The sequence below is a fragment of the Flintibacter sp. P01028 genome (assembly GCF_041925235.1).
In the GTDB taxonomy this organism is placed as follows: Bacteria; Bacillota; Clostridia; order Oscillospirales; family Oscillospiraceae; genus Lawsonibacter; species Lawsonibacter aceti.
Map to the genome: position 1 here is coordinate 23544 of NZ_JBHEVC010000004.1, position 24754 is coordinate 48297.

The following is a 24754-nucleotide window of genomic DNA, read 5'->3' on the forward strand; positions in this document are numbered from 1 at the left end:
CTGCTTATGGCTCCTGTGTATCTGTTTTCTCTGCCGGGGGTAACTCTCCCTTGCCGAACATCCGGGTCAGGCTGTCGGCAAAATAGGACAGGCGGGCGGTGACCTTGGCGTAGTCCATCCGGGTGGGTCCAACCACTCCGATGACGCCCTTCATATTTTCTCCAATGTCGTAGCTGGCCATGACCACACTGGTGTCCTTCAGCGCGTCACTGACATTTTCCGGCCCGATCAGGATGTTCATGTTCTGGCCGCCGGTCATTGTCACAGGCAGCCGGGCCACATCCTTCTCCTCGGCCAGATAGTTCATCAGAGGTTTAGCCTTGTCCAGGCTTCGGTATTCCGGGTGTTCCAGCAAGTGAGTGATTCCGGTAGTTCGGACCTTTTGGCTGCTCTGTTCCGACAGGATCTCCACCGCGAAGTCCACCACCAGGGCAATCAGCTCAAAGGCGCCTGGAGCGGTGCGGGTCTCCATCTTGTCCAAGGTCTGTTCCATCTCCTCCTGGGTCAGTCCCACGAAGGAACTGTTCAGAACCGCGGAGAGCAGTTGGAGCTGGGTGTCAGAAACCTCCTCAGGGATATGGATGAGTTTATTTTTAACGATGGAGTTGTCCGTCATGACCACGGCGATAAAGGCGTTTTCTTCCACTTTCAGCAGGTCATAGCGTTTGACGGTGATCCGCTCCGCGGGGGCGGCCATGGTAAATACAGGATAGTCGCTGAACTGGGATAGGACCTTTCCCGCCCGGTCGATCACTCGATCCAGCTCCTCCATCTTCAGGTTCAGCGCCTCGTTGATACGCTGAGTCTCCTGCATGGTCAGCTGCTGATGACCCATCAACTCATTGACATACAGCCGGTAGCCCGCGGCGGAGGGTACCCGTCCGGCGGAGGTATGGGGCTGCTCCAAAAGGCCCATATCAGTCAAATCAGCCATCTCGTTCCGGATGGTGGCACTGGACACATCCAGTCCGGCCCGCTCCGCTACCATTTTCGACCCCACAGGCTCGGCGGTGGCGATATAGGTTTCAATGATGGCCCGAAGAATCCGTCTTTTTCTATCCGTCAGCTCCATGTTTCCCCCCCCTGTTCCTTTTATCTCGGCATGCGCTTCCGGCCGTTCCGGCTCAAGACAGCTCCGCTCCGCGGACCCTTCGTCTTATATCCTCATGCCGGCCTGCTTGCGCTTTGATCATTTCGTTAGCACTCAATACTCCTGAGTGCTAAAGATAATGTACCACCGGGGGGCAGAATTGTCAATAGGCACTTTATGAATTTGTTGTAAACAAATGAATCCCGCCAATTTTTTGCATCTTCTATCTTTTGCTGCTAAGAGCTCCGGCTCTTGACAAATGTTTCTAATGTATTACACTAGATATGAGGTGATTTTATGGGAATCGAAAAAAAGAATTACAGCTTTCGTTTTCATGAGGACATGGTAGAACGCCTCCGCGCCCAGGCCCAGCTGGAGAACCGCTCGCTCTCCAACCTGGTGGAAACGATTCTGCTCCAATATCTCTCCACCTTAGAGGAGAAAACAACATGACCGTCTGTCCATAGACAGGCGGTCATGTTTCTTTTTTATAGGGTAAACACCTGGCCGGTATACAGTCCCTGACAGCCGGGACCGAAGTATTCCGTCAGCCGCTCCAGGGCTGGCTGTCCGGTGCAGTGGCCGGTCAGGATTCGCTCCACCCCCAGGGCCTTCAGCGCGTCAGCCACCGACTGTACATACTCCGGCGAGCAGTTCATGCCAGTCCCCCCCTTGGCATACATATGCAGTCCGCCCACCACGGCGTGCACCCGCTTTCCGGGCAGCTGGTCCAACACGCCCCGCACGATGTTGACGATGCCCCCATGGCTGCAGGAGTTGAAGACCACCAGTCCCCGCTCCCCCTCCAGCACCAGGGACTGCTCGTGGCTGAAATCGTCCGGGAAAAAGTCATCCTCCCCTCGCTTGCAGACCAGGTTAGACGCCTTTCCCATAAAGGCCGGGTCCTTTGGACCGTCGGGCAGCAGCCACCCGCCCTCCAGCAGCTCCATAGGTCCCGGTACTGGGACAAGCCGCTCTCTGGCCCCCTCCCAGATATCCCGGTGGACGCCAATAAATTTGGGTCCCTCCTCTGTCATGGAGAAGTAGGGCCCTCCGGCCTGGGGGCGGACATAGACCTTGGCTCTCTGGTTGAGCTGGAAGAACCGGCGCAGGCCGTCGGCGTGGTCATAGTGGCCGTGGGACAGCACCCCCAGGTCCACATCCGCCAGGTCCACCCCAAGCTTCTGGGCGTTGTCGGCAAACCGTCCTGAGGCGCCCCCATCCAGCAGCAGCCTCTTCCCCCGATATTCGATATACAGGGACAGGCCGTGCTCCGGCACCAGACCGCATCCCTCCTGGGCAGTATTTTCCATTAATACGGCAACTTTCATGTCCTGTTCCTCCTTATTCCAGTGCTCCAGAGCGGGTCAAGTCTCGAATCCACTTGCCGCTCCTTAATCTCCACACTCCCCCGACGCACTTACAAAACTGCTCTACCCCCAGGGATAGGTAGACCCAAAAGATCCCCGTCTTCAACACCAGCCCACATATAGCGGCCATAGGCACTGCCACCAGCCAGAGCGGGAGAATGTCAATGAGCGTAGTGGCCCGCACATCTCCCCCTCCCCGGAGGACTCCCACAATATTCACGCTGTTAAAATCCTTCAGCGGCATGATGACCGCCTGGAGAGTAATCATCATAGTGGCCGCGGCCGCCGCTCCTGCCGAGAGCTTAAACAGCGGGAACACATAGGTAGGCGCCAGGAAAACCAGTACCAGCCACAGGGCCAATCCCAGCGCCGCGCCTCCTACGGCGGCCAAGGTGTTCAGGGCGAGTCCCACTCCATATACCCTGTCCTTATGTCCGGCACCGATCTCCCGGCCAATGATAATCGCCGCGGTAGAGGCAAGTCCCATGGAAACTACCTTACATATTTTCTCTACATTTCCTGCTAGTGTATAGGCGGCCAGTATCTCCGTGCTGCCCGCCATATGTCCCATGACTGTGGGATACATAGAGGTACCTAGCCCCCACAGGGTTTCATTCAGCACCACTGGCCCACTGCACATCAGAAATTGACGGGCCAGCCGCTTTCCTGGCCGCAGGACCAGTCTCCACCGCACCCGGAAGATCCGATTCCTAGCCATGTGACAGGCCACGATGACAACCTCTAAAACGCGTGCGATGAGGGTGGCCAGAGCCGCCCCTTGAACTCCCAGTGCGGGCGCTCCCAGATTTCCGAAAATAAATACCCAGTTCAAAAAGGTATTCACTGCCATAGAGGTAGCCAGAATGTACATTCCCAGTTGGGGATGCTCCATACTGCGGAAGGCTGCAATATAAGTCATTGAAAAGGCGTTGAATACATAGGACAGCCCCGCCAGCCGGCCATATTGGGCGGCCAGCTCCACCACCGCCCGGTCGTTGCCAAAGAGGCTGAGAAATTCTACCGGACAGATCAGCAGAATCACCGAGCACAGAGACGATACTGCCATCACCAGCCACAGGGCCATCCCATAGATTCGATTGATAGACTCCATGTCCTGTTTGCCCCAGTATTGGCTCAACAGGACCGTGGAGCCGCTCTGCACTCCAAAAATAAAAAGCTGCACTACAAACAGTGGAATATTGGCTAGGGTAACCGCCGCCATCGGCTCCTCCCCCAGCAGCCCCACCATAAAGGTGTCCGCCATGCTCAGGGTGCTGGTGATCATATCCTGGAGGATGATAGGCGCGGCCAGAGCAGCGACCTCCTTATAAAAATTCGGTCCTCTCCGCATATAGGCAAACATGGAAACGCTCCTTTTTCGTTGTTTCTCATTCAGGACAGGGATGGGAACAGCTTCTCCGATGCCCCTTTCAATCCCTCAATTAAGGCGTCTACGTCCTCCTGCTTGGTATCGTAGGAAAAGCTGATCCGCAGCACCCCGTCCCGTTCCCCCTTGGGCAGTTTCAGGGCGGCAAAGACGTGGCTGGGTTTCCCCTTGTGGCAGGCGGAGCCGGAGGAGATATATACCCCCCGGTCACTCAGGAAGCGGACCACCACCTCGCTCTTATAACCCACCAGGGAGATGGCTAGGATGTGGGGAGCGCCCCCCTGGGCCAGCAGCTTCGCCTTCGGCACTTCCTCCGCCAGTCGCCGAACGGTTTCTTCCTTCAGCCGGGCCATATGGGCCATGTCCTCCTCCAGAGTCTGCCGCCCCAGCCGGGCGGCGGCGGCGAACGCCGCGATCTGAGCTGTGGCCTCAGTACCCGACCGAAGGCCCTCCTCCTGCCCCCCGCCCCAGATCAGGGGAGGCAGCTTCAGCCCCTTTCGAACATAGAGCGCCCCCACCCCTTTAGGGGCGTGGATCTTGTGCCCGCTGACTGTCAGCAGGTCTACACCCAGTTTTTTGGGGGAAAAAGGTATTTTCAAAAATCCCTGCACCGCGTCACAGTGGAGCAGAGCCGGGCAGCCAGTCCTCCGAATGACTTGGGCAACCTCCCCCACAGGCAGGATGGCGCCTAGTTCATTGTTAACCAGCATCATGGAGACCAGCGCCGTGTCCGGCCGCATCGCCCCCTCCACCTGGGCGGCAGTGATGTTACCCTGGCGGTCCGGCTCCAGGTATGTCACCTCATAGCCCCGGCGCTCCAATTCCCGGCAGGGCTCCAGCACAGCGGCGTGCTCGATGGCGGTGGTGATAATGTGCTTTCCTCGGCGGCGATTGACCTCCAGGGCAGACTGGATGGCCCAGTTGTCCCCCTCCGTGCCACAGGAGGTAAAAAACAGCTCCTCCGGCAGGCAGCCCAGGGCTTGGGCCACATTCCCCCGCCACTCCTTCATCCGGGCGGCCGCCTTGGTCCCCAGTTCATACCGGGACGAGGGGTTGCCCCAGCCTTTGGTCATCGCCTCTACCGCCGCCTGTACCGCCTCCGGCCGCACCGGCGTGGTGGCCGCATTATCCAAATAATGTATCATCCTGATCCACCCCAGTCTGTATCTGTTCAAAGTATCCTTCATTCTACCGTCTGCCTGGAGGAAAGTCAAGGCGGCGTAGACCGGCTCTGACCAGTGGGCTGCCGGACTTTCTCTCTATATCGGTCCTATCCGCACAACTTCCCTGGATACACTTATTTTTTCTTCTCCAGGAATATACTCTCCACAAGGAGACCTCTTTGTGGTATAATGAGAAAAAATCGCTCAAGGGTTCTCCCGGTCTTCTCCGGGCCTCTTATGCTCTCTGAAAAAGAAGGTTTTATCATGACCAATAACCAACGCATCTGTTATGTGGTGGGGGCCATGTCCCTGTCCCCCTCTCTGCGCCCCTACCCCGCTCCGGGGGACTACGTCATCGCCGCCGACCGTGGCTATGACTCCCTGATGGCCTACGGCGTCACGCCTGACCTTGTGGTGGGCGACTTTGATTCCCTGGGCCGCACCCCCTCCCATCCCAACGTGATCCAGCTCCCAGCGGAGAAGGATGATACTGACATGGTCTACGCTCTTCGTAAGGGTCTGGAGCTGGGCTACCGGCGATTCGTTCTGCTGGGCGGCGTGGGCGGCCGGCTGGAGCACACCCTTGGCAACCTCCAGCTGCTGGACTGGCTGACTACCCAAGGGGCCCACGGATTCCTGGCAGGCGAAAAAACAGCGGCCACCGCCCTCCGGAACAGTTCCCTCACCTTCCCCGCTTCCATGTCTGGCTATCTATCTGTGTTCTGCAACAGCGGCACAGCGGAAGGGGTCACCCTCACTGGGCTCAAATTTCCGCTGGACCAGTATCAAATGGAGGGCAGTTTCCCCATTGGGGTCAGCAATGAGTTTCTGGGCACAGAGGCCACGGTGTCTGTGAGGCATGGTTCTCTCCTGCTGCTGTGGGAGGAATCGGGGAATTTTTACTCCCAACTGCCCAAACTGTGGCCCAATCCTTGACTTTTTCCTTGCCTTTTGGGCTATCCTATGGTATAGTTGTTCCCTGATCTTGAGGGAGAGGAGGTGTCCCCAGTGGGCGAAGCGGTCAAGGTCGTCGCCAAAAATAGCAAGGCCTACCACGATTACTTCGTGGAAGAGAAATTTGAGGCCGGCATTGAACTGGCGGGCACCGAGGTCAAGTCTATCCGGCTGGGCAATGTGAATCTGAAGGACTCCTTCTGCATCATCAAGGAGGGGCAGCTGTCTGTCCTGGGTATGCACATCAGTCCATATGAAAAGGGCAATATTTTCAATAAGGACCCCCGCCGGCCCCGCCGACTGCTTATGCACCGGCGGGAGATCCTGCGGCTCTCCGGCCGAATCCAGCAGGACGGCTACTCCCTCATCCCCCTGTCCGTCTATTTCAAGGGTCCCCGGGTCAAACTGGAGCTGGGGCTTGCTAAGGGCAAGAAGCTCTATGACAAGCGGGAGTCCTCCGCCAAGCGGGACGCCAAGCGGGAAATAGACCGGGCGATGAAGACAAGGAACCGGTGACCGGTACTATCAGAAAGGATGACAGATATGGCACAGAATCCCATTGTCACCATCGAAATGGAAGACGGCGGCGTCATGAAGGCGGAGCTCTATCCTGAGGTGGCCCCCAACAGCGTCAACAATTTCATCAGCCTGGTCAGCAAGGGCTTTTATAACGGGCTGATCTTCCACCGCTGTATCCCCGGATTCATGATCCAGGGTGGTTGCCCCCAAGGCACTGGTATGGGCGGTCCCGGCTACTCCATCAAGGGCGAGTTCAGCCAGAACGGTGTAAAGAACGACTTGGCCCACGACCGGGGTGTGCTGTCCATGGCTCGGGCCATGGCCCCCGACTCCGCCGGCAGTCAGTTTTTCATTATGGTCGAGAAGGCTCCCCACCTGGACGGCAGCTATGCCGCCTTTGGCAAGGTCTTTGAGGGCATGGAGGTGGCTGACGCCATCGTAAACAGCAAGACAGATTGGAATGACCGGCCCCGTCAGGACCAGAGGATGAAGTCGGTTACCGTTGACACCTTTGGTGTGGAGTACCCTGAACCGGAGAAAGTATAATATAGTCCTTGAGTAAGCGCATCCGTACCGGCGCGCCAGCCGTGCCGGTACGGTCTGATTTCACTGAATCCCTCAAGCAAACCACACTGCATACGTTTTCTTTTTCTGGCGGCAAAGCCGCTGTCCAAAATGGAACCCAGTGCAGCGGATCCGTTTTGGAGAGGAGGAATAAGGGAGCGAACGAAGTTTTCGCCATTATGGGAAGCGGAGTTGGCTGGACTTTGCGACGACGAGGGGGCGTACCGGTTTCGACGGGGACGCTGCAGTGGGAATAGCGGGCGGTGGCGCCTGGCCACCTTAAAACGGGCATTCTTTATAAATTAAAGAACGACAACTACGCTTACGCTGCCTAATTAAAGGCAGCCGTCTGACCGGGAAGGGCCACGAGCCCGGATCAGGCGTCGCTTAGTGGCGGACGTGAGCCGGCAAAGCTTTGAGCCGGCCATGCATCATGAAGCTCACCTGACCTTCAGGCGTGACGGCTTGCCTGAAGCGAAGGGAACGGGGAGAGCAAGACTCCTGTAATAACCGTCTGCGCCCGGAGAAGTTCCCATGAATGTGTTTTCGGACGGGAGTTCAACTCTCCCCGCCTCCACCAAGAAGAAAGCCTAGAGCCACAGCGGTTCTAGGCTATTCTTATGCTCTTTTTCCGGGCGTTTTCCCTTTAGTTTTCCCTTTACAGGTTAGAAACTCCCTTTATAAACTGCTCCATGCGGTCTGCGCTGGCCTGTTTCATCTCCTCTGTAACGTGGCCGTATACGTCCAGTGTAAAAGAGGCGGTGTAGTGCCCTAGATTGCCCTGAACTGTCTTAATGTCGTCACCGGCCCGGATGGCAGCCACGGCATAGCTATGCCGCAGATCATGGAATCGTGCGTTAGGGAGGCCGATAGAGGCTACAATCTTCTTATAGTGATGGTACATAGTGCTGGGGGCTAAGTGGTGGCCCAGGTCATCTGTGAATACTAGGCCGGAATCCTCCCACATACTTCCTACCAAGAGACGCATTTCACTTTGGTGGGCTCGGTGTTTTTTCAAGATACTGACCACAGAGGGGGCCACTGTAATCATACGACCCTTGTTGTTCTTTGTGGGTACAAGATGATATTCCCCCGGCTTGCCGGGAATGTTCTGGAGTTGCTTGTTAATAAGGATATGCCCTCGCTCCAGATCCACACAATCCCAGGTAAGTCCTAAGACCTCTCCCCTCCGCATACCAGTAAAGAGAGTGGTCAAAAAGATCGTTTCAAATGAATCTCCCTGAATGGCTTTCAAGAATCTGGAGATATCCCCGCTGTCCAGCGGCTTGATCTCCTTCCGGGCGGAGCGTGGCAAAGCGCAGTTGTTCGCTGGATTGAACCGGAGATAGCCCACTACCACCGCTTGTTGAAGCGCCTTATGTAAAATACCGTGGATACATTTGACCGTCTTAGGAGAAAGTCCCTTTTTGTCCCCCTTTGGCTTTCCTAGATCGTTAATAAATCCCTGGATCTTGTGGGCGGTAAGTGCTTCCAGCTTGACTGCTCCCAGAGCTGGCTTGATATGGACCCGGACATTTTTGCTGTATGTCTGGACCGTAAAAGGTTTCACGCCGCCCAAGTAGTCCTTTTGCCAGATGTCCAGCCATTCCCCCAACGTCATTTTACTTGGCTCCTGATAGGTCCCATCATTGACAGCCACAGCAGCAGCTTGTATCTTCTCCCGGACCTCCTTCTGTGTCTTGCCGGTAAAGGACTTCTGTATCTGTTTCCCTGTTCCGGGATCATGGCCAATGGTGACCCGGCCCTCCCAATAAGTGTATTGCTGGCCCTTGCGGGTGACTGTTTTCTTGCGGATCGTCCCGCTCCCCTGTGCGGCTCGTGTGTTGCTCTTTCTCGCCATTGCAATTCCTCCTTTGTTTGTGGTAGAATGGAGGAGCAGTAGGCCGTGTGAAGTTTACTGCCCCTTATAGCCGTCCCTGGTGTTCGTAGCACCGGGGGCGGCTTTTATTTCCTCAGCTCCGGAGGCTTCAGGAAATGGGCCAAAATGTCATGAAATGCCTGGGTAGCTCGAAAGCCCTCCACGCCAATCCAGGTATGCGTTTGATTCGAGTAGCCTTGCAGGCCATTTCGTTCCAGCAATACCGCCCGCTCCTCTTCTGGCAGTTCGCTATAGTTAATCCGGTGGATATCCCGCAAGGTGGCCATCGTCTCCAGCAAAGTGTAGAACAAGTCCACGGGGGCATCCTGCTTGACACACTCGTCCGGGATGTGCGCCCCCAGCAGAGTGTTGAGCACGTCCAACACAGTGGTACAGGTTAGCCCATCCATATCCGCTGCCATACTGGCCAGGTCCGCCCATCCGCCCAGCGTTTTCACCGCATTTTCATTCAGGCCGGTGTACTGGCAGATATTCCGGACCGAACTGTCCGGTGTGCGCACATCAGTGAGCCCCAGCAACCAATCCGCCGAAACCCCATAGAAATCTGCAAAGTACCGCAAATATTCGACCCTCATACCATTATTTTTATATGCTTTAGTATGATACTCATCGGAAACCTCATAATTTATCAGACTGTCTTTAGATATTTCGACACCATACTTCTCCAAGATAGCGGACCGGAGCTTTTCATGGGATAATCCAAGCCTTTCACGTTCGGATTTTAATCTTTTCCCCATAGTAAGCGACAATCTTTCTGTATCCACATTATCACCTTCAAATAATTGATTTATTTCAACTTTTTATTCCTTTTAGTTGTATATTTTTTACTTTTATCAGCTTGCGAATCGAACAAATATTCGGTATGATATTATCATCTTATTCTATATTTTATAGTATTAAAATCATTCTGTCAAGAGGAGGCTGATGTAATGAGAGAAAATCAAAAAATCAGGAAAGCTGCACGCATCGCAGGGGTGCCCTTGTGGAAAATTGCGGCAACCGCCGGAATCAGCGAGCCAACATTAATGCGGTGGTTAAGATTCCCACTTTCCGCAGAAAAGGAAAAACTGCTAATGGATGCAATCGCCGTTTTGGAACAGGAGGTGAGCTAATGGACAAACTGGAACCTCTGGCCGTCTCTGCACTCGAAGCAGCCCGATTGCTGGGGGTAAGTAAGCCCACAGTATATCAAATGATGAATCGAGAAGATTTCCCGGCCTTCAAAGTCGGAACTAGGACACTAATCTCTGTGGAAGGGCTACGGGAGTGGATCAGAAAGCAGGTGAACGAACAATGAGTGAACAAAGAAAAACCCGCTCCAGTGTTGCAGCACCGGAACGGGCGGAGGAAACGGGGTCGGCTTCACGGGCGGACACCACTTCCCAAAACTATTGTACATCAGACCAGGACCGGACGCAAGCGGGATATATTTCCCAGTTTCTGCTTGCTGGAGCGGGACAGGGGCTCCATCTTCGGGACTTGGTACGGATTACTCAGCTTTCAGAGAGAGAGGTAAGAAAGCAGATCCATGCAGAGCGTCGGAAACATATTCCGATCTTGAGCAATAACCGTGATGGATACTTTCTTCCGTCAGACAAGACAGAAACAACGGCCTGTGTAGCTTCACTTCGTCGCAGAGCAACGGAGATTTTGGAGGCCGCCAACGCTATTGAGGAGGCGGCAGGGATTGACTGATGTTTTCCGGGAGGTACGGGAGCGGGTAAGCGTCCAGGACGCCGCCCGGCATTATGGGCTGACCTTTGACCGGCGAGGCTGGGCGCTATGCCCTTTCCACCAAGACAAGCACCCTTCTATGTCTTTCAGAAATGGCCGTTATCGCTGCTGGGCGTGTAATGCGTCCGGGGACAGTATAGACTTTACCGCCCGTCTGCTGGGGCTGGCGCCAATGGCGGCGGTGGAGCGGCTGAACGCTGATTTTATGCTGGGCCTCCCACTCCACCGAAAGCCTACCCCGGCAGAAACAGAAGCGGCCCGGCGTCGTAAACAGGTAGCCGAGGCGCACAAAAGATTTGAGGAATGGCGGAAGTCCCTGTGTGTCAAGGCTTGCGAGGCTTACCGTGTGGCGCACATAGCCCTCCAGGGGATAGCGGCCCCGGATGATTTAGACCGGCTTTCAGAGCGGGAAACGCTGGCTATACAGCGACAAGCCTACCATGAATATCTGGCTGATGTCCTGACTATCGGGGAGCCAGAGGAACAAATGGAAATTTTTAGAGAACGGCAGGTGATACAGTCACGGATATGTCGAATTTTGAGCGATACGCCGATGAAGTCCAAGACGGCTTGACAGCGGACACAAATTCTGTCCATACCGTCCATTCTGTCCCGGAGTGGGACAAGCCTATTCCATTCAGCAACCCGAACACCCCATATTTTCCCGTTGACGCCCTTCCCGCTCCTGTGGCGGCGTTCGTGGAAGCCCTGGCCGAAACCACACAGACCCCGCCCGAAATGTCCGGTATTCTGTCCCTGGGGATTTTGGCGACGGCGTTTCAATCCAAGTACGAGGTGCAGATCACCCCGGACTGGAGGGAGCCGCTTTGTTTGTACCCCGTGGCCGTGGCCCCGCCCGGAGAGCGAAAGAGCGCCGTTATATCGGCCCTGTCTGGCCCGGTCTATGAGTACGAGGCAGAACAGCGGGAATTTGAAGCGGCGGAAATCGCCCAAAATCAGACGGAGCGTGTATTATTAGAAAAAGCCTTGCAAGCCGCACAAAACAGCGCCGCAAAGGGAAAGGGTAATTTTGAGGCCAAACGGCAAGAGGCCCTTGACTTATCTGCCCAGCTTGCCAACTTCAAGGAATTGCACCCCTTCCGTCTGATGGTGGACGATACCACCCCGGAGAAGCTGGTGGACATGATGGAGCTGCAAGGCGGCAGTATCACGGTAGCCAGCGCCGAGGGCGGCGTATTCGATAGCATAGCGGGACGGTATGACCGGGCGGCAAACTTTGATATCTACTTAAAGGGACACGCTGGAGATACAATATCCGTTGACCGTATTGGGAGAAAGTCAAACTATATCGCCAAACCCCGCCTGACTATGATTTTGACCATTCAGCCCTCCGTCCTTCATGGGCTGATGGATAACGCCACCTTCAGGGGCCGGGGGCTGTGTGGGCGGTTCCTCTATGCTATGTGCCGGTCGAAGGTGGGACGGCGGGAAGTGTCTCCCGCTCCAATGTCCAGCAGCACACGGGCAGAATACCGGCAATTTGTACGCCGCATTTTGGCAGATCAGGGGAGCGGTATTGTGTACCTGTCCCCAGACGCCAACACCATTCGGGAAGATTATCAGGCGTACATTGAAAAGAAGTTGGGCGGGGAATGGGAACACATGAGGGACTGGGGAGGTAAAGCAGTGGGCGCTATGGTGCGGATTGCCACCTTGCTCCACCTGTCCAGCTTCCCGTCCACGGAGCCGATCAGCCCGGAAACAATGGCCGGGGCTACCTCAATAGCTGAGTTCCTGGGCGCTCATGCAGAGGCCGCATATCAGGCTATGGGAGCCGATGAAAGCGTGGAGGATGCCAAATACCTATGGCGGCGGATTGCGGCCAGTGGAGAGGCTGAGATCAGCAAACGTGACCTGTTCCGCCTTGTCCGGGGCAAGTTCAAAAAAGCGGAGTGTATGGAGGCCCCGCTACGTGTTCTGATGGAATATGGGTATATTCGCATTGAGGACGTGGAGCGGGATGGAGCCGGGAGAAAGGCAAGCCAAAAAATAAAAGTAAACCCGTTAGCCTATGGACACAATGGACAGAATGGACACAATTAGGGCGGTGGTGGGTATTCTGTCCATTTAGTCCATTCTGTCCATGAGAAAACAGATTGAAAGGAGTTTACATGGACGATATATTTTCAGACGTGGAGCGGGTAATGGCTGCGCTGTGTGAGCCGCTGGGGGATTGTGCGCCCCGGCGGCGGCGGTTGGTAGCTGACTATAAAGACAGCGACGGGAAAGACCTTCACCAAGACCTGGTTACATGGCACCACAAACAGGCCACGGATGCCGCCCTGGTTCAGTCTATTCGTGAAGCCCTGACCGGGAACGGATGCACACTGACCGCCCTGGGGGAGCTGCTGGAGGGTGGGGGTACGGCGGTTCTATACATGGCCCCCGGCTACCTGGAGGAGTTTGCGGCAGAGATGGGCTTGACCATGCCCCAGGACATAGCCGCCGCATTGAGCGCCGCCGGTGTCCATCCTGTGAATTGGGAGGAATTAACGCATGGGGGCTAAAAGCACACGGAAGGGCGCAGACGGGGAGCGGGAACTTGCCGCCCTGCTCCGTGAATATGGCTATCCCGTCGAGCGGGGCGGTTCCCTGTCCTTTGGTGAGGTGCCGGACTTGACCGGCCTCCCTGGTGTCCATATCGAGTGCAAGCGGGTGGAGCAGCTACGACCTTATTCCTGGCTGGAACAGGCGGATCGGGACGCTGTGTGCTTTGGTGATGGCCTCCCCGCTGTGTTTTTCCGCCGCTCCCGCTCCCCGTGGTTGGTGGTGATGAAGCTGGAGGACTGGCTAAAGATATATCGAACCCAGAGCGAACCCAGAAAAACCGCTCCCAGCGAATGAGAGCGGCCCTGTGGTGGAGTGTGGACTTGTCAATCACATTCTACCATGAAAGGGGCCGGGTATCAATGACCAACGAAGAACTGGCGAAGGAGATCCAGAGCGGGGATAAGGACAAGCTGCTGGATTTGTGGGCACAGGTAAAGAGATTCGCTCATAATTGGGCCTACAAATGGACTGTGGCCCTCAATGGGCGGGGCGGGCTGTCTGTGGATGATTTTGAACAGGTAGCCTTTCTCGCCCTCCTGGAAGCCCTTGAAGGCTGGCGGTCAGAGGGCGGGGCATTTCTCACATGGTACGGCTTAAAGCTGAAGGGGGCCTTTTCCGAGGCGGCAGGGTTGAGAACACAACGGGCCAGAAGGGACCCGCTCCAAAACTGTATCTCTCTGGATGCTCCACTTACAGACAGTGAGGGGGATACACTGTCACTGGCGGATGTGCTGCCAGACCCGGAGGCGGAACAGGTCATAGAAAATATCGCGGAGTGTGACCTGCGCTATGCTTTACACCGGGCCTTGTTGACCCTGTCAGAGCCACAGCGGCGGGCCGTGGTACTGCGGTATTGCTATGGCTTTACCCTGGATGAAACAGCGGCCAGAATGGGAACTACCAGGACAACGGCCAGATCAGCGGAACAAAAGGGCCTCCGCCTCCTGCGGCATCCCAGGAACAGCCAGAGGCTAAGAATATACCGTTAAAACCGCCAGAAAACGCTAATATAATTGAGTTTGATAACGTATTTAGGCATAAAAGCAGAAAGGGGTGGAGGTGTGTATTTTCGCTGTAACGCTGGTGGATGGAATAAAACCCATGAACAGGTGGAGCAGACACCCCGAATAGATAGTTTTGAGTTGGCGTTTACCCATGCCTGGGGTGGGATATTCTGTGGTGGGAAATACCTGGACATTTACCAGGGAGATGACTTTTGCGAGCTATTCCCTCCAAGCGGATACAAGATCAGTCTATCCCACAAACGCAACGGCTACGGCGGACAGCAAACCTTTTTCCTCTGCCCCGGATGCGGCCAGAGGGTGCGATATCTGTATTTGACAGGACAGAGAGGTTTCTTGTGCCGGAAATGTGCCAAGCTGAATTACAAAAGCCAGCAGCAGACAAAGGACGGCATGGTGGACTACTGGAAGGGAATGGAATACGCAAAGCGATACCTGACCCTCCCGCCGTGGCCGGTAGATGGATTTTCTTTTTTAGGTTTTCGTCCAGATAGGCCAAAGGGGATGCACGAAACCACATACCGCCGCCATCTGGTCCGTTTCTCCCGATATCAGCTCCGACACGGAAAGCGGCTGATGGAAGATCTGGCCCGGATATGCCGATAGTACATCCCCCCCACCCCCTACCCCCTGGGAGAATCCCGCTAAGGGATCGGTGAGGGGAACTTTTTCCAACTCTGAGACGTTATACAGAAAAAAGGGGGGAAGCCCGTGTGGGCAGTTCCCTCCTTCATCTCGTTATTCCAGCTTTAGCAGCAGTTTCACGGCCTCCAGTCGCTCCCCCGGCGTGGCCTGGGGGTTGTCCCTGATCTGGCGGAGGGCTTCTATCTGGGCCTCCTTTTCCCGCTCCCGGTTGGCTTGGCGGCGCTCCTCTTTAGTCATGCTCTGCGGCCTCCTTTCCTTGCCTCCAGGCTTCAATCATCCAGAACCGGCAAGCCTCGGCGAATTTATGTACTCCCGCATTGTCTTTATGGCGGGCCATAAGTTCCTCCAGATTGTCCAGGTCCTTCTCCAGGGTATCACGGTCTTGGGTTAGCCCGTCCTCATAAGAGAGATTGAACACCTCCACCCAAGCGGCCGCGACCTCCTTTTCCTTTTCGGATTGCTTCCGTCCTATAAGTTGCTCCTGATAGGCATTGAACGCTTCCGGCGTGGTGGGGAATGTAATAGGATTATCCACGATGCCCCGCCTCCCTCAACGCTCTCTCATAAGCAAGTGCCACTGTCAGGATATGGCGCATAAATTTCTCTGTATTGTTCCTATCCAGGACGCATTCGATCTCGGATCTCAATAGTTCTTTCTGGTTCATACCGCCGTCTCCATCTTTTCTAGCAGATCCTGGAGGGAACAAAGTACAAGGTTGAGGGCTGGTATATATACATCCTCCGTGCGTGCATAAAAGCACACTTCATAGTCCTTTGCGTCTTGGTGTTCTTGCTCCATATCTTCCATAATTAAGCCAAAGGTCGTTGAGATCGCTTTAAGAGAAAATCGTGCGCCGTCCATATCAATCTTTCTTACTTCCATCATATATCCTCTTTCAGTTGATTTCTAGAGGGGACTGTGGTAAGCTATCACTATAGCCCCCTCCGGGGTTACAGGCTCCTATATCCGTATAGCTTGGTCGGCGCTTCGGATATGGGGGCTTTCCTTATGCCAGCACAAAGCGGCGGCAGGTGACGGACTTCATAAACCGCTCCGCAACTCCTTCACCTTCATGTCTAACTCGTTGATGCTCACTTGTGTTACCTCATATTATTTTCAACTTCTGCCCCTGTCTGGGGAAACCCCCGGCGGCGGTGGGCTTTACGGCATAGCGTTCTTCTCAGTGCGTCCCAATCTCCCGTATCCCGTCCCGCTCTTCTGTGGTGGTCTTGATACTATCGTCCACCTTCGCCGGTTCTGTTCCCTCCTGACATTATGTATTATAATCTATTTACGGGAATATGTCTATTGGTATAATGCATATATTTACGTGAATATTTTTATTTATATTTACTATTTACGGGAGTAGATTTCCGTGATATAATAAGGTCATAATGGAAGAGGTGTCGATATTTCATATCACCCCCCAGGAAGGAGGAAAAACCGTGGCAGTATCAAAGGCACAACAGAAGGCCGTACACAAATATGTAAAGGCAAACTATGACCGCATGGAATTAACGGTTCCAAAAGGCCAGAAGGAGGCCATAAAAGCCCACGCAGAGGCCCGTGGGGAGAGCGTAAACGGTTTTGTGAACCGTGCAATAGCGGAGACTATGGAGCGGGACAACGGCGCTCCTGCGGGGCCAGAAACAGAAAAGCCCCAGGCATAGCGCCCAGGGCTTGACAGTGTGGATGTGGTGGCCTATAATGAACATAGAAAGGGCGCTGCTGAGAGCGGTTAGCCCGTGCGAGTTAAGAAGTCAAGACTAAAGCCTTGAAACCGTCACCCTGCCCGGTGGCGGTTTCTGCTTTTCACAATGATCGTGACCGTGAAAGGCCCGATATGTAATGTGATCCGCATAGCGTCACCCCCTTCCGGGGTTATGTGACTAACCGCCCGCCGTCTTGTGCAGCGCCCAGCCCTCAAAAGAGAGCCACGGACAGAATATCATAAAGACTGACAAAATGCAACAGAGAGGATCGCTAACAAGCGCAAAATTGCGCCGGTTGATTTTTATCCGTAAAGAAACAAAAGCCCCAAGACTTAATAAAGTTTTCCCTTTAGTTTTCCCTTTACGGTTTTAACAACATGATACAGCATATGCCAGATTAGAGGGAAAAGGTTTGATTCTGTACGGTATTTTACAGCAAAAGACGCTCTCCCAATAATTCAACTCTCCCCGCCTCCACCAACTGACCCTTAAGTGAACTCACTTCCTTAAGGTCAACATCAAAGTGACCGTCTTGTGTATTGCACAGGACGGTCATTTTGTCGTCATAGAGGTAGATTTTGTTGACAAGCATATCCACCAGCCCCTGCCGGTATTTTGGGTCGTTGATGTCCCCCTTGCGGAACTGATTTAGGAAAAAGCGGATTTCCTTCACGCTGGGGGTCGGATGCTGGGAGGTTTCCACAAGAAGTTGAAGGGACAGTTTCTCATGCTCTTTCTTCTTTTGTGCAATCCGGTCAGCAATAATATCAACGGCCTGTCCACTCTCCAAGGCCTTCAGCAGATTTTCTGTGGCCTGCTCATTTTCTGCAAGCAGTTTTTTAAGCCTCCTTGTGTTGCCGTTGTTGCTCTCTCGTTCACAGAGGTCAACAACTTCTCTGGCAATCGTACTGATATTGTCTGGGGTCAGGAAATCCCGCAGTCTGTTGACCACCAAATCTTCTATGTACTCTTTTCCAACCGTCTTTTTGTCACAGGATTTGTCCCGGCGGTTGGTCACACACTGATAATAGTGATATTTCCGCTCTGTCTTACTCGTCCCACTGATACCAGTCATGGCGGCCTTACAGTGTCCACAGAACAGTTTTGTGGTAAGGAGATAATCTACTTTAGCCTTCGCTCGTGCGGGGGCTTTTTTGTTTTTCTCCATAATGCGCTGTGCCTCCCAAAACAAATCTTCATCAACGATGCGGGGGAGTCCATCAGGAATTTCCTTATCCCGGTATGTATATACCCCTATGTATCGCTTGTTTCTCAAAATGCGGTTGATACTGTTCTTGTTGAATTCATTCCCGTAGGATGTTTTGATTTGATTGGCATTGAGATAGCGGATAATATCAGCCATTGTCGAGCCAGTCACATACATCTCAAAAATGTTAACGACGATTGGCGCGGTAAGTGGGTCAATCACAATCCGTTTATCTTCTGTTTTGAAGCCAAGCGCCAGATTGCCGCCAGTAGAAAGGCACTTCTCAGCGTTAATGTCCATTCCCCGTTTGATTTTCTGAGCCAACTCTACACTGTAATATTCAGCCATCCCCTCCAGAACAGCTTCCATCAGTACGCCGCTTGCATCGTCCGAAATATTCTCACGGGCAGACAGCACACGGACTCCATTCTTTTTTAGTTTTGATTTATAGGTGGCACTGTCATAGCGATTGCGGGCAAAGCGATCAAGCTGATAAACTAAAACACCCTGAAAAGTTTTCTTGGAACTATCAGCAATCATCTTTTGAAATTCAGGGCGATGGTCTGTGGTGCCAGAAAGAGCCCGGTCGATGTATTCCCCTACCACGGTATAGTCGTTGCGCTGGGCGTAGGCGTAACATTCTTTTAACTGCCCCTCGATTGACTGTTCCGTTTGGGAATGAGAAGAAAATCGGGCATAGATTACAACATTCATACTCATTCCTCCCCATCTTCATATGCCGCTTGATCTTTCAAAGTTTCCAAATCAACAGCCTTTCCAGCATCAGTATTTTTCCACTCTTCATAGGTCTTTTTTTCTCTTAGTCTACTGCGCTTGACAGCTTCTTCCTTCAAAAGAGATAGTTCCTGCGTAATTTTCGATAAATAAACATAGGAAAAACTTTCGGCAAAATTCAGCCTTTCATCAGATGTTCCGAGTGGCGATTTTAAGTAAATTGCAGTTGCACTTAAATCCTGCTGCCCATCATTAAAATAATATTCCCCCAGCAAATAGTTATAAAGACAGTCAAAAAGGTCCGTCATGTCCTCCGTTTCTAATAAGAAATTACAGACTGCCACTTTTTTTACGGCCAAAAGGTTATTGGCCTTGACTTTGCGTTGCAGACGAATGAGTTTTTTGATGGCCTTGTTACTCAAGCCGATCCTTTTATGAATTTCTTCATTTTTAGCAGTTTCACATTCGCTTGCCCCCATTAGATAATCCATTGATACCCCAAGTACAGTTGCAATACTGTATAGCTTGCTAACCCCAGGCTCTCTTCCTTTTGTCTCACTCAGCCAATCAGAAACAGTAGATGGAGCAACACCAATTTTGCCAGCAAGTTCAGATTGCTTCATATCTCGTTCTTCCAATAGGGCTTGAAGCCTTTGCACCCATACCGGAATGATACTGTCTGCTGTTGAATTTTTCCTTGCCATAAAAGCACCTCCAATATTCGATTTATAGAATTATAATTTTTGGAATTTTATTTTTAACGGCTTAACGGATTTTCCTGACAAGTCTCTTTTTTTATGCTATCATCACATTCGATATTCAGAATAAATTTTAATAAATTCTATTTACAGAAATTATTATAAGGGATTTATTCTGAAATGTAAAGAGGTTTCTGAATGGTGGTGAAACAACATGGCGGACAGAATAGGTAAAATCAGCCGGGAGCAAGCCCGAATCTTTGCCTATGCCATCTATCGTGATATTGCCGCCTATGTTGGTGCACACCAAGAGGAATATCAGGAATTTCTAAAAACAGAGGAGGAGTATTTTAATGGCAAAGATACGGCTACACATCGACCCGATAGGGATAGAGGAGAAGGCAGATGAAAGGGAGTGGGGAAGAATTTCCCGGAGAGTATTGAAGAAGGATAGTATAAAGGAAGTAACTGTCGCTCAATTGGCACAAAAGCTCCGAACTGGACATACGGTTTGCCCCGCTATCTTAGATGGCTCCAAAGCCGCCGATTGGCAAGAGCAGCAAGTCTTTATGGTGGATATTGATAATGCCGATCAAGGACATCCACAGTTATCACAGGAACAGGCATTAAGGATATGTGATGACTATGAACTATCACCTGTGATTTCTTATCAGACCTTCAGCCACAGCGACAAATGTCCAAAATTCAGGCTTGTGTTTATCACAGACGATGTTATCAACGACCCTGATATACGGTGTGCGATTGTTGAGCGTCTGGTTTCTATTTTCCCACAGAGTGATAGAGCCTGCACCAATGCTAACCGCCTGTTCTTGGGCACAAATAAAGAAGTAGTCCTGCACAGCAAAAATGCGAGGATCTCAGTGGAGAACATATTAGCAATCCCTTGTCGTGAACAACCGAAAAGCGAAAATACCAAAAAGAATATCATTTCTTTAGAGCTGCGGAGAAATCCGGAGTTGGAAGCGCAGATAGAGAAGTTTGATTTTCTCTCATATCTGATTGAACGGAATGGCCCATATTCTGAAAGTGGAAACACGGTCAGTTTCCAAAATTGCGAGGTATGTGGGCATAAAAACGACCTGCGCTATTATCGGGACACCAATACATTTTACTGCTTTTCTTCCAGTGGAGAGGTCGGGGGCAGTATCATCGACTATCTGATGGCAACGGAGGGGTTAACGGTGGGAGAAGCCATTGATAAATTCTCCAACGAACTATGCCAGCCAGAATGGCATGAACCGGAGTTATTGGAGGAATACCAGTTGCCACCCTTCCCCGTTAAACGGTTACCAGTTGAACTTCGGGATTATGTGATGGCTGTATCAGAAAACACTGCTACCGCAGTTGATATGCCGGCCATAGCTGCGTTGGCCTTGGTTGCGGCGGCAGTGCAGGGGAAATTTGTCATTGAAGGGAAGCCAGATTATTACGAGCAATTAAACCTATACTTTCTGATTATTGCTAAGTCAGGGGAGCGCAAGAGCAGCATTATTAAAACAATGACGAGGGCCATCTATAAATATGAGATGGAGGAAAATAAACGCAGACAACCGATGATTGCCGAACAAGAAGCGCAACTCAATAAGTGGAGGGCGCAGATTGAAAAGTATGAAAGGAAGGGTCTGCGTGATGAAGCGGATACGGCAAGACGCCAATGCTATGAGCTGGAACAGCGCCGTATAAGGCCCTTGCGCCTAATCGCCGATGATATTACCCCCGAAGCCCTAACCTCCCTTATGGCGGATAATAACGGCATTATAACGGTGATTTCTACGGAGGGTGGTTTGTTCGATATTTTTAATGGAAAGTATTCCTCCAATGTGGTGTCTATTGATACCGTATTAAAAGCCTATTCTGGCGATCCGATTCGGGTAGACCGTAAGGGGCGGGAAGCTGAGTGCCTCGACGCTCCTGCGCTTACTATGCTCTTGTCGGCGCAGGAAAGTGTATTGGAGGGAATGCTCAATAATGATGCCTTTCGGGGACGAGGGCTTACCGGGCGCTTTTTATACAGTAAGCCTAACCCCATGATGGGACATCGTCCCTTTGACACTCCCCCTATACAAAAGGAACTCAACGAACAATACGAGAAAATTTTACTTGATTTGCTTTCCTTACCCTATCCCAATTCGGATATGCCGATTATTAGACTGGATGGTGACGCTCTCGATGTTTATAGACAGTTCTCTGAAAAGATTGAAGCCCGTTTGTTGACAGACTTGGAAGATATGTCTGACTGGGGCGGAAAGTGTGCGGGAACTGCACTGAGGATTGCGGGTATACTCCACTGTGTAGAAAATCGCATTTCTCCGGACAAGACTCTCGTATCAGGACGCACGATGAAGCGGGCCATTAAAATCACCGAATATTTCTTGGAACACGCACAATACGCCTATTCTGTTATGGGGGCCGACAAAACACTCCATGAGGCCAAATACATACTGCGGAGAGTGGAAAGCCAAGCAAGGCGGGAATTTACAAAAAGCGGTCTGTACCATCTATGCAGAAACAAGAGTTTCAAAAGGGCGGATGATATGCTCCCTGCGTTGGACTTGCTCATTGAATATGGCTATCTGAAAAAGAGATCATATTATCAGGCAACAGGCGGGCGGCCCAAAGGTGACAGTTATCTGCTTAATCCGCTTTACTTCGACCGATAATCCCATCAATATGGCTTTTTAGGGTTTAATGGAAATATATCTTTATTTCCTTTTAGTCCATAAAAGCCACAAAAAGGACCATGCTATCCCCAAATGGGTAGCATGGCCTTTTTATGCGATATTTACAGTGTCAAGAGGGTATCTATTCGCTTTAACAGTGCCAAAAAGGTCCCCTCTTTGATTGCCCGTCCCCATAGTCCATCGCAGAAGCGTTCTTGCCGGACATAGCAAGTCAAAATTGCTTTTGCCAGTCTGAGATCAGCAGTATCAATTTTCTTTGTAAGTTCATTGTTCATTCCAAGCCCATATTCCTCCAATGTATCTCCATAACTAACATCCATAAGGTCACTGTTGGAAACATCATCTATAAAGTTTAGAAAGTGGGTGTCATAGACAGGGAACGGCATGGAGAAAGCACCGCTTTCCAGTTTCCTGCTTTCTTCCCAGCGACAGGCGGTTTCCGCATTGACCGTTTCAAAGTAAGATATATAATTACGGATTTTCTCAATCTCCATATCAATACTCCTTTCTTGTGAAAATATTATATCACATGGGAGTGCCCCCTTCCACGCCAACCTTGGCCCGTTTCTGAGTTGTGGAATGGCGCAAGATAAGGCGGCTCTCCACTCCTTCGCTTTTTCTTGGGTGCCTTTTCTATTTTGACCGCTTGGTGAGGATACGCAAATATAAGGAACGGCGGTATTATTGAAAAACCGCTTAAAATATTTATAAGCATCGTTGCTATGAAATATCAGAAGTTTTATATTTGGATATTGAGAAAGGAACAGCGGGAGGTTATTCGGCGTTTCATCAGATATGTCTTTGTCGTTGGAGGTCTTACGCACAGCAGAATACAATATATCCCAAAGTGCGATATGATATTTCTCCAGCAACTGTTTCTTTCCTTGGTCCGTCTTATCTATCTTTTCTCCACATGCTATGAATAATATGTCCCAGAATTTATTGGAGGGGTCGGCGTAGTATTTGCCATAGGTCAGTGACATTCGACCAGGGAGCGTTCCCAATATAAGAACGGCCGAATTTTGGTCAACACTTGCAGATAAACCTTTAATTCGATTTTTTGACAGGCCAGCGCCCATGTTCATACCTCCCTATTAGGCTATACATAGCCTAATAGTATCACGCGTAGCCTACAAAAGCAAATGAAATCCCTTACGCTAAGTTCGTAAGGGAGGATAACCTATGAACACAACAATGGCTGTGCGCAACCGGATATTGCAATTATGTAATGAGCGGGAAATTACAATCAACAGTTTAGCAACAATATCCGGTCTGCCGCCTTCGTCCATCAAAAATATTCTTTATGGTAAGAGCCTCAACCCCAAAATTGTAACGATTAAAATGATTTGTGATGGACTGAATATCACATTGGGGGAATTTTTTAGTACGCCAGAATTTGATGGCCTGGAGCAGGAACTGAAGTAAATTTCTTTAGCCGATAGTCTTCAAAGAAAAATAACCCCTTGCCAATTGGTAACGACATTTAAAAGAAAGAAGGACTACGAGATGGATAAACTCGAACAGCTTTTGCAAGAGCAATCCTTTCTTGATTCGATTCTTAATTATGAAATCAAAATAATTGATAAAGAAACAAGATTTTGGATGATTCGTACCAAAAAGGGATATTTTTATAACGAATTCATTTCAAATAGTTTTATTGCATTGGCATGGAATACAATTACATCCGCTACTGATTTTTCCGAGGAATCGCAGGACGTTTTAAAAGATCAGATTTTACTTAATTATAGCGAAATCAAGCGGCCAACTACCGTCATAAACAAATGCAACAGTTTTATTCACGATGTAAAGCCAGGGGATTATATTGTAATACCCAATGCTGGCTCAGAGCGCATTACAATTGCACTTGCGGGAGAGTATTATGAGGAAGAAAGCAAAACATATGAAATTGAGAAAGAAGTAATTTCCCGTATTGAGAAAAAAGATGTTCAGATAAATGAGGTGTCTTGCCCATATCGTAAGCGTCGAAAAATTACCCCCTTGCGAACAATAAAGTCTACTGAAATAGATGGAAGACTCTTTAAAGCTATTTCGAATTATCACGGTATAAGCAATTTTGATGACTATTGGCGTAATATTCTTGGCCTATTATATGATGTTCATAGTTATAAACAAAATCTAAATATCGTATATCATATTGGCCGTGTAACACCTGTTGGACCAAGAACACTTTCAAAGTTACTGTGGGCGGCCACTGACTGTTGGTGCGAAATCGTAAATGAAGATAAAATTTCGGCCCAAGTGAACATAGCATCTCCCGGGCCAGTCGATTTTCAGATTGTAGATGCTATCCCACAACTCATAGATGCCGCAAAAGTTTTTGCAGGATTGACAATTGGCGCTATTTCTGTGGTGAAGCCAGAAGCGATACCCACATTTCTAAAAAGCCTTTTCTCACTCCCAGCAGAAGTCAATCGAGAATACATTGCGGCAAAACGAGAAAAATTACAGTTAGAAAAAGAGGAACGGAAACTCCCTCTGGAGATTGAGGAGCAAGAGCTTAATAACCTTGAAAAGAAATTAGCTATTCTCGAAAAATTCAAAGAACTCGGTGTAGACACCAAGAAAGTTGAGACCTCTGCAACTGCTCTCGCAGATACATTTGGTTATTTGCAAATCGAAAGTGCCAAGAACAATCTGCCGAACCTTCCCGAAAATGACGAAAATATATTGGATGAACTTTTGGAGGAAGATATTGCAGAAGAAGAAGTGACTAACGAATCTTAATTACTAAAGCGAAGCCCCATACAAAGCAGATATAG

The 24754-nt window shown here is 51.0% G+C and carries 29 protein-coding genes and 1 other RNA gene; 18 read left to right on the plus strand and 12 right to left on the minus strand.

The genetic code is table 11. From position 1 onward, the window contains the following. Positions 1 to 4: 4 nt before the first annotated feature. Entirely contained in the window at positions 5 to 1072 is a 1068-nt protein-coding gene (gene hrcA, locus ACEVJK_RS08820; RefSeq protein ID WP_147573361.1) for a heat-inducible transcriptional repressor HrcA, read from the minus strand. 315 nt (positions 1073 to 1387) lie between these two features. Here hrcA and ACEVJK_RS08825 point away from each other — a divergent pair, with 315 nt between their 5' ends. After that, positions 1388 to 1543 (plus strand): hypothetical protein, encoded by a 156-nt coding sequence (locus tag ACEVJK_RS08825; protein WP_186853131.1) that lies wholly within the window; start codon positions 1388 to 1390, stop codon positions 1541 to 1543. Positions 1544 to 1578: 35 nt separating this feature from the next. Here the strand turns inward: ACEVJK_RS08825 and ACEVJK_RS08830 are convergent, their stop codons facing one another. The 3 genes from ACEVJK_RS08830 to ACEVJK_RS08840 are packed head-to-tail and all read right to left on the minus strand — an operon-like array spanning position 1579 to position 4992. Then, positions 1579 to 2421: an MBL fold metallo-hydrolase gene (locus ACEVJK_RS08830; RefSeq protein WP_240288571.1), complete on the minus strand. Its 843-nt coding sequence runs from the start codon at positions 2419 to 2421 to the stop codon at positions 1579 to 1581. A gap of 13 nt (positions 2422 to 2434) precedes the next feature. Continuing rightward, a complete protein-coding gene (locus tag ACEVJK_RS08835; protein ID WP_186853132.1) occupies positions 2435 to 3823 on the minus strand; it encodes an MATE family efflux transporter in 1389 nt (462 codons plus the stop codon). Between the two features lie 29 nt (positions 3824 to 3852). Beyond that, complete coding sequence (locus ACEVJK_RS08840; protein ID WP_374740395.1) at positions 3853 to 4992, minus strand: cysteine desulfurase family protein; 1140 nt, start codon at positions 4990 to 4992, stop codon at positions 3853 to 3855. A gap of 282 nt (positions 4993 to 5274) precedes the next feature. Between ACEVJK_RS08840 and ACEVJK_RS08845 the strand changes: the two genes are divergently transcribed. The 4 genes from ACEVJK_RS08845 to ssrA all read left to right on the plus strand — a co-directional run bounded on the left by ACEVJK_RS08845 (position 5275) and on the right by ssrA (position 7627). Next, the gene (locus ACEVJK_RS08845) at positions 5275 to 5946 is read left to right on the plus strand and encodes a thiamine diphosphokinase (RefSeq protein ID WP_147573358.1); all 672 of its coding nucleotides are present in this window, start codon (positions 5275 to 5277) and stop codon (positions 5944 to 5946) included. Positions 5947 to 6018: 72 nt separating this feature from the next. Then, positions 6019 to 6480, plus strand: coding sequence for an SsrA-binding protein SmpB (gene smpB / locus ACEVJK_RS08850; RefSeq protein ID WP_147573357.1), 462 nt, complete (start codon positions 6019 to 6021; stop codon positions 6478 to 6480). 27 nt (positions 6481 to 6507) lie between these two features. Next, positions 6508 to 7029, plus strand: a complete 522-nt coding sequence (locus ACEVJK_RS08855; protein WP_262669129.1) for a peptidylprolyl isomerase — start codon at positions 6508 to 6510, stop codon at positions 7027 to 7029. A gap of 233 nt (positions 7030 to 7262) precedes the next feature. After that, positions 7263 to 7627, plus strand: a transfer-messenger RNA (tmRNA) gene (gene ssrA / locus ACEVJK_RS08860). A gap of 78 nt (positions 7628 to 7705) precedes the next feature. Here ssrA and ACEVJK_RS08865 read toward each other — a convergent pair. Together ACEVJK_RS08865 and ACEVJK_RS08870 are read right to left on the minus strand one after the other, a co-directional pair. After that, the gene (locus tag ACEVJK_RS08865; RefSeq protein WP_374740396.1) at positions 7706 to 8908 is read right to left on the minus strand and encodes a tyrosine-type recombinase/integrase; all 1203 of its coding nucleotides are present in this window, start codon (positions 8906 to 8908) and stop codon (positions 7706 to 7708) included. Positions 8909 to 9012: 104 nt separating this feature from the next. After that, positions 9013 to 9507, minus strand: a complete 495-nt coding sequence (locus ACEVJK_RS08870) for a hypothetical protein (RefSeq protein ID WP_374740397.1) — start codon at positions 9505 to 9507, stop codon at positions 9013 to 9015. 369 nt (positions 9508 to 9876) lie between these two features. Here ACEVJK_RS08870 and ACEVJK_RS08875 point away from each other — a divergent pair, with 369 nt between their 5' ends. From ACEVJK_RS08875 to ACEVJK_RS08910, 8 genes are all read left to right on the plus strand, one after another. Continuing rightward, positions 9877 to 10059 (plus strand): hypothetical protein, encoded by a 183-nt coding sequence (locus ACEVJK_RS08875; protein ID WP_374740398.1) that lies wholly within the window; start codon positions 9877 to 9879, stop codon positions 10057 to 10059. Beyond that, a complete protein-coding gene (locus tag ACEVJK_RS08880; protein WP_374740399.1) occupies positions 10059 to 10244 on the plus strand; it encodes a helix-turn-helix domain-containing protein in 186 nt (61 codons plus the stop codon). Before ACEVJK_RS08875 ends, ACEVJK_RS08880 begins: the two co-directional genes overlap by 1 nt. A gap of 390 nt (positions 10245 to 10634) precedes the next feature. Beyond that, positions 10635 to 11255: a CHC2 zinc finger domain-containing protein gene (locus tag ACEVJK_RS08885; RefSeq protein WP_374740400.1), complete on the plus strand. Its 621-nt coding sequence runs from the start codon at positions 10635 to 10637 to the stop codon at positions 11253 to 11255. Beyond that, positions 11210 to 12745 carry a YfjI family protein gene (locus ACEVJK_RS08890; protein ID WP_374740401.1) on the plus strand — a complete coding sequence of 512 codons (1536 nt, stop codon included), beginning with the start codon at positions 11210 to 11212 and terminating at the stop codon, positions 12743 to 12745. The genes ACEVJK_RS08885 and ACEVJK_RS08890 overlap by 46 nt, the downstream gene beginning before the upstream one ends. Positions 12746 to 12813: 68 nt before the next feature. Next, the gene (locus ACEVJK_RS08895) at positions 12814 to 13209 is read left to right on the plus strand and encodes a hypothetical protein (RefSeq protein ID WP_374740402.1); all 396 of its coding nucleotides are present in this window, start codon (positions 12814 to 12816) and stop codon (positions 13207 to 13209) included. After that, positions 13199 to 13546, plus strand: coding sequence for a hypothetical protein (locus tag ACEVJK_RS08900; protein ID WP_374740403.1), 348 nt, complete (start codon positions 13199 to 13201; stop codon positions 13544 to 13546). Before ACEVJK_RS08895 ends, ACEVJK_RS08900 begins: the two co-directional genes overlap by 11 nt. Positions 13547 to 13611: 65 nt before the next feature. After that, positions 13612 to 14241: an RNA polymerase sigma factor gene (locus tag ACEVJK_RS08905; protein ID WP_374740404.1), complete on the plus strand. Its 630-nt coding sequence runs from the start codon at positions 13612 to 13614 to the stop codon at positions 14239 to 14241. 369 nt (positions 14242 to 14610) lie between these two features. Continuing rightward, positions 14611 to 14880, plus strand: coding sequence for a hypothetical protein (locus ACEVJK_RS08910; protein ID WP_374740405.1), 270 nt, complete (start codon positions 14611 to 14613; stop codon positions 14878 to 14880). A 132-nt stretch (positions 14881 to 15012) separates the two neighbouring features. Here ACEVJK_RS08910 and ACEVJK_RS08915 read toward each other — a convergent pair whose 3' ends face one another. From ACEVJK_RS08915 to ACEVJK_RS08925, 3 genes are all read right to left on the minus strand, one after another. Next, entirely contained in the window at positions 15013 to 15156 is a 144-nt protein-coding gene (locus ACEVJK_RS08915) for a hypothetical protein (protein WP_374740406.1), read from the minus strand. Continuing rightward, positions 15149 to 15454 carry a hypothetical protein gene (locus ACEVJK_RS08920; RefSeq protein ID WP_374740407.1) on the minus strand — a complete coding sequence of 102 codons (306 nt, stop codon included), beginning with the start codon at positions 15452 to 15454 and terminating at the stop codon, positions 15149 to 15151. Before ACEVJK_RS08920 ends, ACEVJK_RS08915 begins: the two co-directional genes overlap by 8 nt. 126 nt (positions 15455 to 15580) lie before the next feature. Then, positions 15581 to 15802: a hypothetical protein gene (locus tag ACEVJK_RS08925; protein WP_340405469.1), complete on the minus strand. Its 222-nt coding sequence runs from the start codon at positions 15800 to 15802 to the stop codon at positions 15581 to 15583. 563 nt (positions 15803 to 16365) lie between these two features. On the opposite strand from ACEVJK_RS08925, the gene ACEVJK_RS08930 reads away from it, so the two are divergent. Continuing rightward, positions 16366 to 16590 carry an ABC transporter ATP-binding protein gene (locus tag ACEVJK_RS08930; RefSeq protein WP_374740408.1) on the plus strand — a complete coding sequence of 75 codons (225 nt, stop codon included), beginning with the start codon at positions 16366 to 16368 and terminating at the stop codon, positions 16588 to 16590. Between the two features lie 472 nt (positions 16591 to 17062). On the opposite strand, the gene ACEVJK_RS08935 is transcribed toward ACEVJK_RS08930, so the two are convergent. Both ACEVJK_RS08935 and ACEVJK_RS08940 read right to left on the minus strand, forming a co-directional pair. Beyond that, a complete protein-coding gene (locus tag ACEVJK_RS08935) occupies positions 17063 to 18559 on the minus strand; it encodes a recombinase family protein (protein ID WP_374740409.1) in 1497 nt (498 codons plus the stop codon). Beyond that, the gene (locus ACEVJK_RS08940) at positions 18556 to 19278 is read right to left on the minus strand and encodes a helix-turn-helix domain-containing protein (protein ID WP_374740410.1); all 723 of its coding nucleotides are present in this window, start codon (positions 19276 to 19278) and stop codon (positions 18556 to 18558) included. The genes ACEVJK_RS08935 and ACEVJK_RS08940 overlap by 4 nt, the downstream gene beginning before the upstream one ends. A gap of 208 nt (positions 19279 to 19486) precedes the next feature. On the opposite strand from ACEVJK_RS08940, the gene ACEVJK_RS08945 reads away from it, so the two are divergent. Beyond that, positions 19487 to 19681: a hypothetical protein gene (locus tag ACEVJK_RS08945; RefSeq protein ID WP_176833196.1), complete on the plus strand. Its 195-nt coding sequence runs from the start codon at positions 19487 to 19489 to the stop codon at positions 19679 to 19681. Further along, entirely contained in the window at positions 19626 to 21953 is a 2328-nt protein-coding gene (locus ACEVJK_RS08950) for a YfjI family protein (RefSeq protein WP_374740411.1), read from the plus strand. Before ACEVJK_RS08945 ends, ACEVJK_RS08950 begins: the two co-directional genes overlap by 56 nt. 122 nt (positions 21954 to 22075) lie before the next feature. Here ACEVJK_RS08950 and ACEVJK_RS08955 read toward each other — a convergent pair whose 3' ends face one another. Next, positions 22076 to 23053, minus strand: a complete 978-nt coding sequence (locus ACEVJK_RS08955; RefSeq protein ID WP_021920516.1) for a DNA-deoxyinosine glycosylase — start codon at positions 23051 to 23053, stop codon at positions 22076 to 22078. Positions 23054 to 23156: 103 nt separating this feature from the next. Here ACEVJK_RS08955 and ACEVJK_RS08960 point away from each other — a divergent pair, with 103 nt between their 5' ends. Beyond that, positions 23157 to 23399 carry a helix-turn-helix domain-containing protein gene (locus ACEVJK_RS08960; protein ID WP_374740412.1) on the plus strand — a complete coding sequence of 81 codons (243 nt, stop codon included), beginning with the start codon at positions 23157 to 23159 and terminating at the stop codon, positions 23397 to 23399. A gap of 81 nt (positions 23400 to 23480) precedes the next feature. Further along, on the plus strand, positions 23481 to 24719 hold the full coding sequence (locus ACEVJK_RS08965; protein ID WP_374740413.1) for a hypothetical protein: 1239 nt from the start codon (positions 23481 to 23483) through the stop codon (positions 24717 to 24719). Positions 24720 to 24754 lie beyond the last annotated feature (35 nt).

What these genes read in the sequence shown, in the direction of transcription:
- ACEVJK_RS08955 (WP_021920516.1), bottom strand. Translation starts at nt 23,053, where the DNA reads ATGGGCGCTGGCCTGTCAAAAAATCGAATTAAAGGTTTATCTGCAAGT.
- ACEVJK_RS08900 (WP_374740403.1), top strand. Translation starts at nt 13,199, where the DNA reads ATGGGGGCTAAAAGCACACGGAAGGGCGCAGACGGGGAGCGGGAACTT.
- ACEVJK_RS08845 (WP_147573358.1), top strand. Translation starts at nt 5,275, where the DNA reads ATGACCAATAACCAACGCATCTGTTATGTGGTGGGGGCCATGTCCCTG.
- ACEVJK_RS08915 (WP_374740406.1), bottom strand. Translation starts at nt 15,156, where the DNA reads ATGACTAAAGAGGAGCGCCGCCAAGCCAACCGGGAGCGGGAAAAGGAG.
- ACEVJK_RS08950 (WP_374740411.1), top strand. Translation starts at nt 19,626, where the DNA reads ATGGCAAAGATACGGCTACACATCGACCCGATAGGGATAGAGGAGAAG.
- ACEVJK_RS08945 (WP_176833196.1), top strand. Translation starts at nt 19,487, where the DNA reads ATGGCGGACAGAATAGGTAAAATCAGCCGGGAGCAAGCCCGAATCTTT.
- ACEVJK_RS08965 (WP_374740413.1), top strand. Translation starts at nt 23,481, where the DNA reads ATGGATAAACTCGAACAGCTTTTGCAAGAGCAATCCTTTCTTGATTCG.
- hrcA (WP_147573361.1), bottom strand. Translation starts at nt 1,072, where the DNA reads ATGGAGCTGACGGATAGAAAAAGACGGATTCTTCGGGCCATCATTGAA.
- ACEVJK_RS08935 (WP_374740409.1), bottom strand. Translation starts at nt 18,559, where the DNA reads ATGAGTATGAATGTTGTAATCTATGCCCGATTTTCTTCTCATTCCCAA.
- ACEVJK_RS08960 (WP_374740412.1), top strand. Translation starts at nt 23,157, where the DNA reads ATGAACACAACAATGGCTGTGCGCAACCGGATATTGCAATTATGTAAT.
- ACEVJK_RS08840 (WP_374740395.1), bottom strand. Translation starts at nt 4,992, where the DNA reads ATGATACATTATTTGGATAATGCGGCCACCACGCCGGTGCGGCCGGAG.
- ACEVJK_RS08855 (WP_262669129.1), top strand. Translation starts at nt 6,508, where the DNA reads ATGGCACAGAATCCCATTGTCACCATCGAAATGGAAGACGGCGGCGTC.
- ACEVJK_RS08925 (WP_340405469.1), bottom strand. Translation starts at nt 15,802, where the DNA reads ATGGAAGTAAGAAAGATTGATATGGACGGCGCACGATTTTCTCTTAAA.
- ACEVJK_RS08905 (WP_374740404.1), top strand. Translation starts at nt 13,612, where the DNA reads ATGACCAACGAAGAACTGGCGAAGGAGATCCAGAGCGGGGATAAGGAC.
- ACEVJK_RS08865 (WP_374740396.1), bottom strand. Translation starts at nt 8,908, where the DNA reads ATGGCGAGAAAGAGCAACACACGAGCCGCACAGGGGAGCGGGACGATC.
- ACEVJK_RS08890 (WP_374740401.1), top strand. Translation starts at nt 11,210, where the DNA reads ATGTCGAATTTTGAGCGATACGCCGATGAAGTCCAAGACGGCTTGACA.
- ACEVJK_RS08835 (WP_186853132.1), bottom strand. Translation starts at nt 3,823, where the DNA reads ATGTTTGCCTATATGCGGAGAGGACCGAATTTTTATAAGGAGGTCGCT.
- ACEVJK_RS08875 (WP_374740398.1), top strand. Translation starts at nt 9,877, where the DNA reads ATGAGAGAAAATCAAAAAATCAGGAAAGCTGCACGCATCGCAGGGGTG.
- ACEVJK_RS08895 (WP_374740402.1), top strand. Translation starts at nt 12,814, where the DNA reads ATGGACGATATATTTTCAGACGTGGAGCGGGTAATGGCTGCGCTGTGT.
- ACEVJK_RS08830 (WP_240288571.1), bottom strand. Translation starts at nt 2,421, where the DNA reads ATGAAAGTTGCCGTATTAATGGAAAATACTGCCCAGGAGGGATGCGGT.
- ACEVJK_RS08940 (WP_374740410.1), bottom strand. Translation starts at nt 19,278, where the DNA reads ATGGCAAGGAAAAATTCAACAGCAGACAGTATCATTCCGGTATGGGTG.
- ACEVJK_RS08880 (WP_374740399.1), top strand. Translation starts at nt 10,059, where the DNA reads ATGGACAAACTGGAACCTCTGGCCGTCTCTGCACTCGAAGCAGCCCGA.
- ACEVJK_RS08825 (WP_186853131.1), top strand. Translation starts at nt 1,388, where the DNA reads ATGGGAATCGAAAAAAAGAATTACAGCTTTCGTTTTCATGAGGACATG.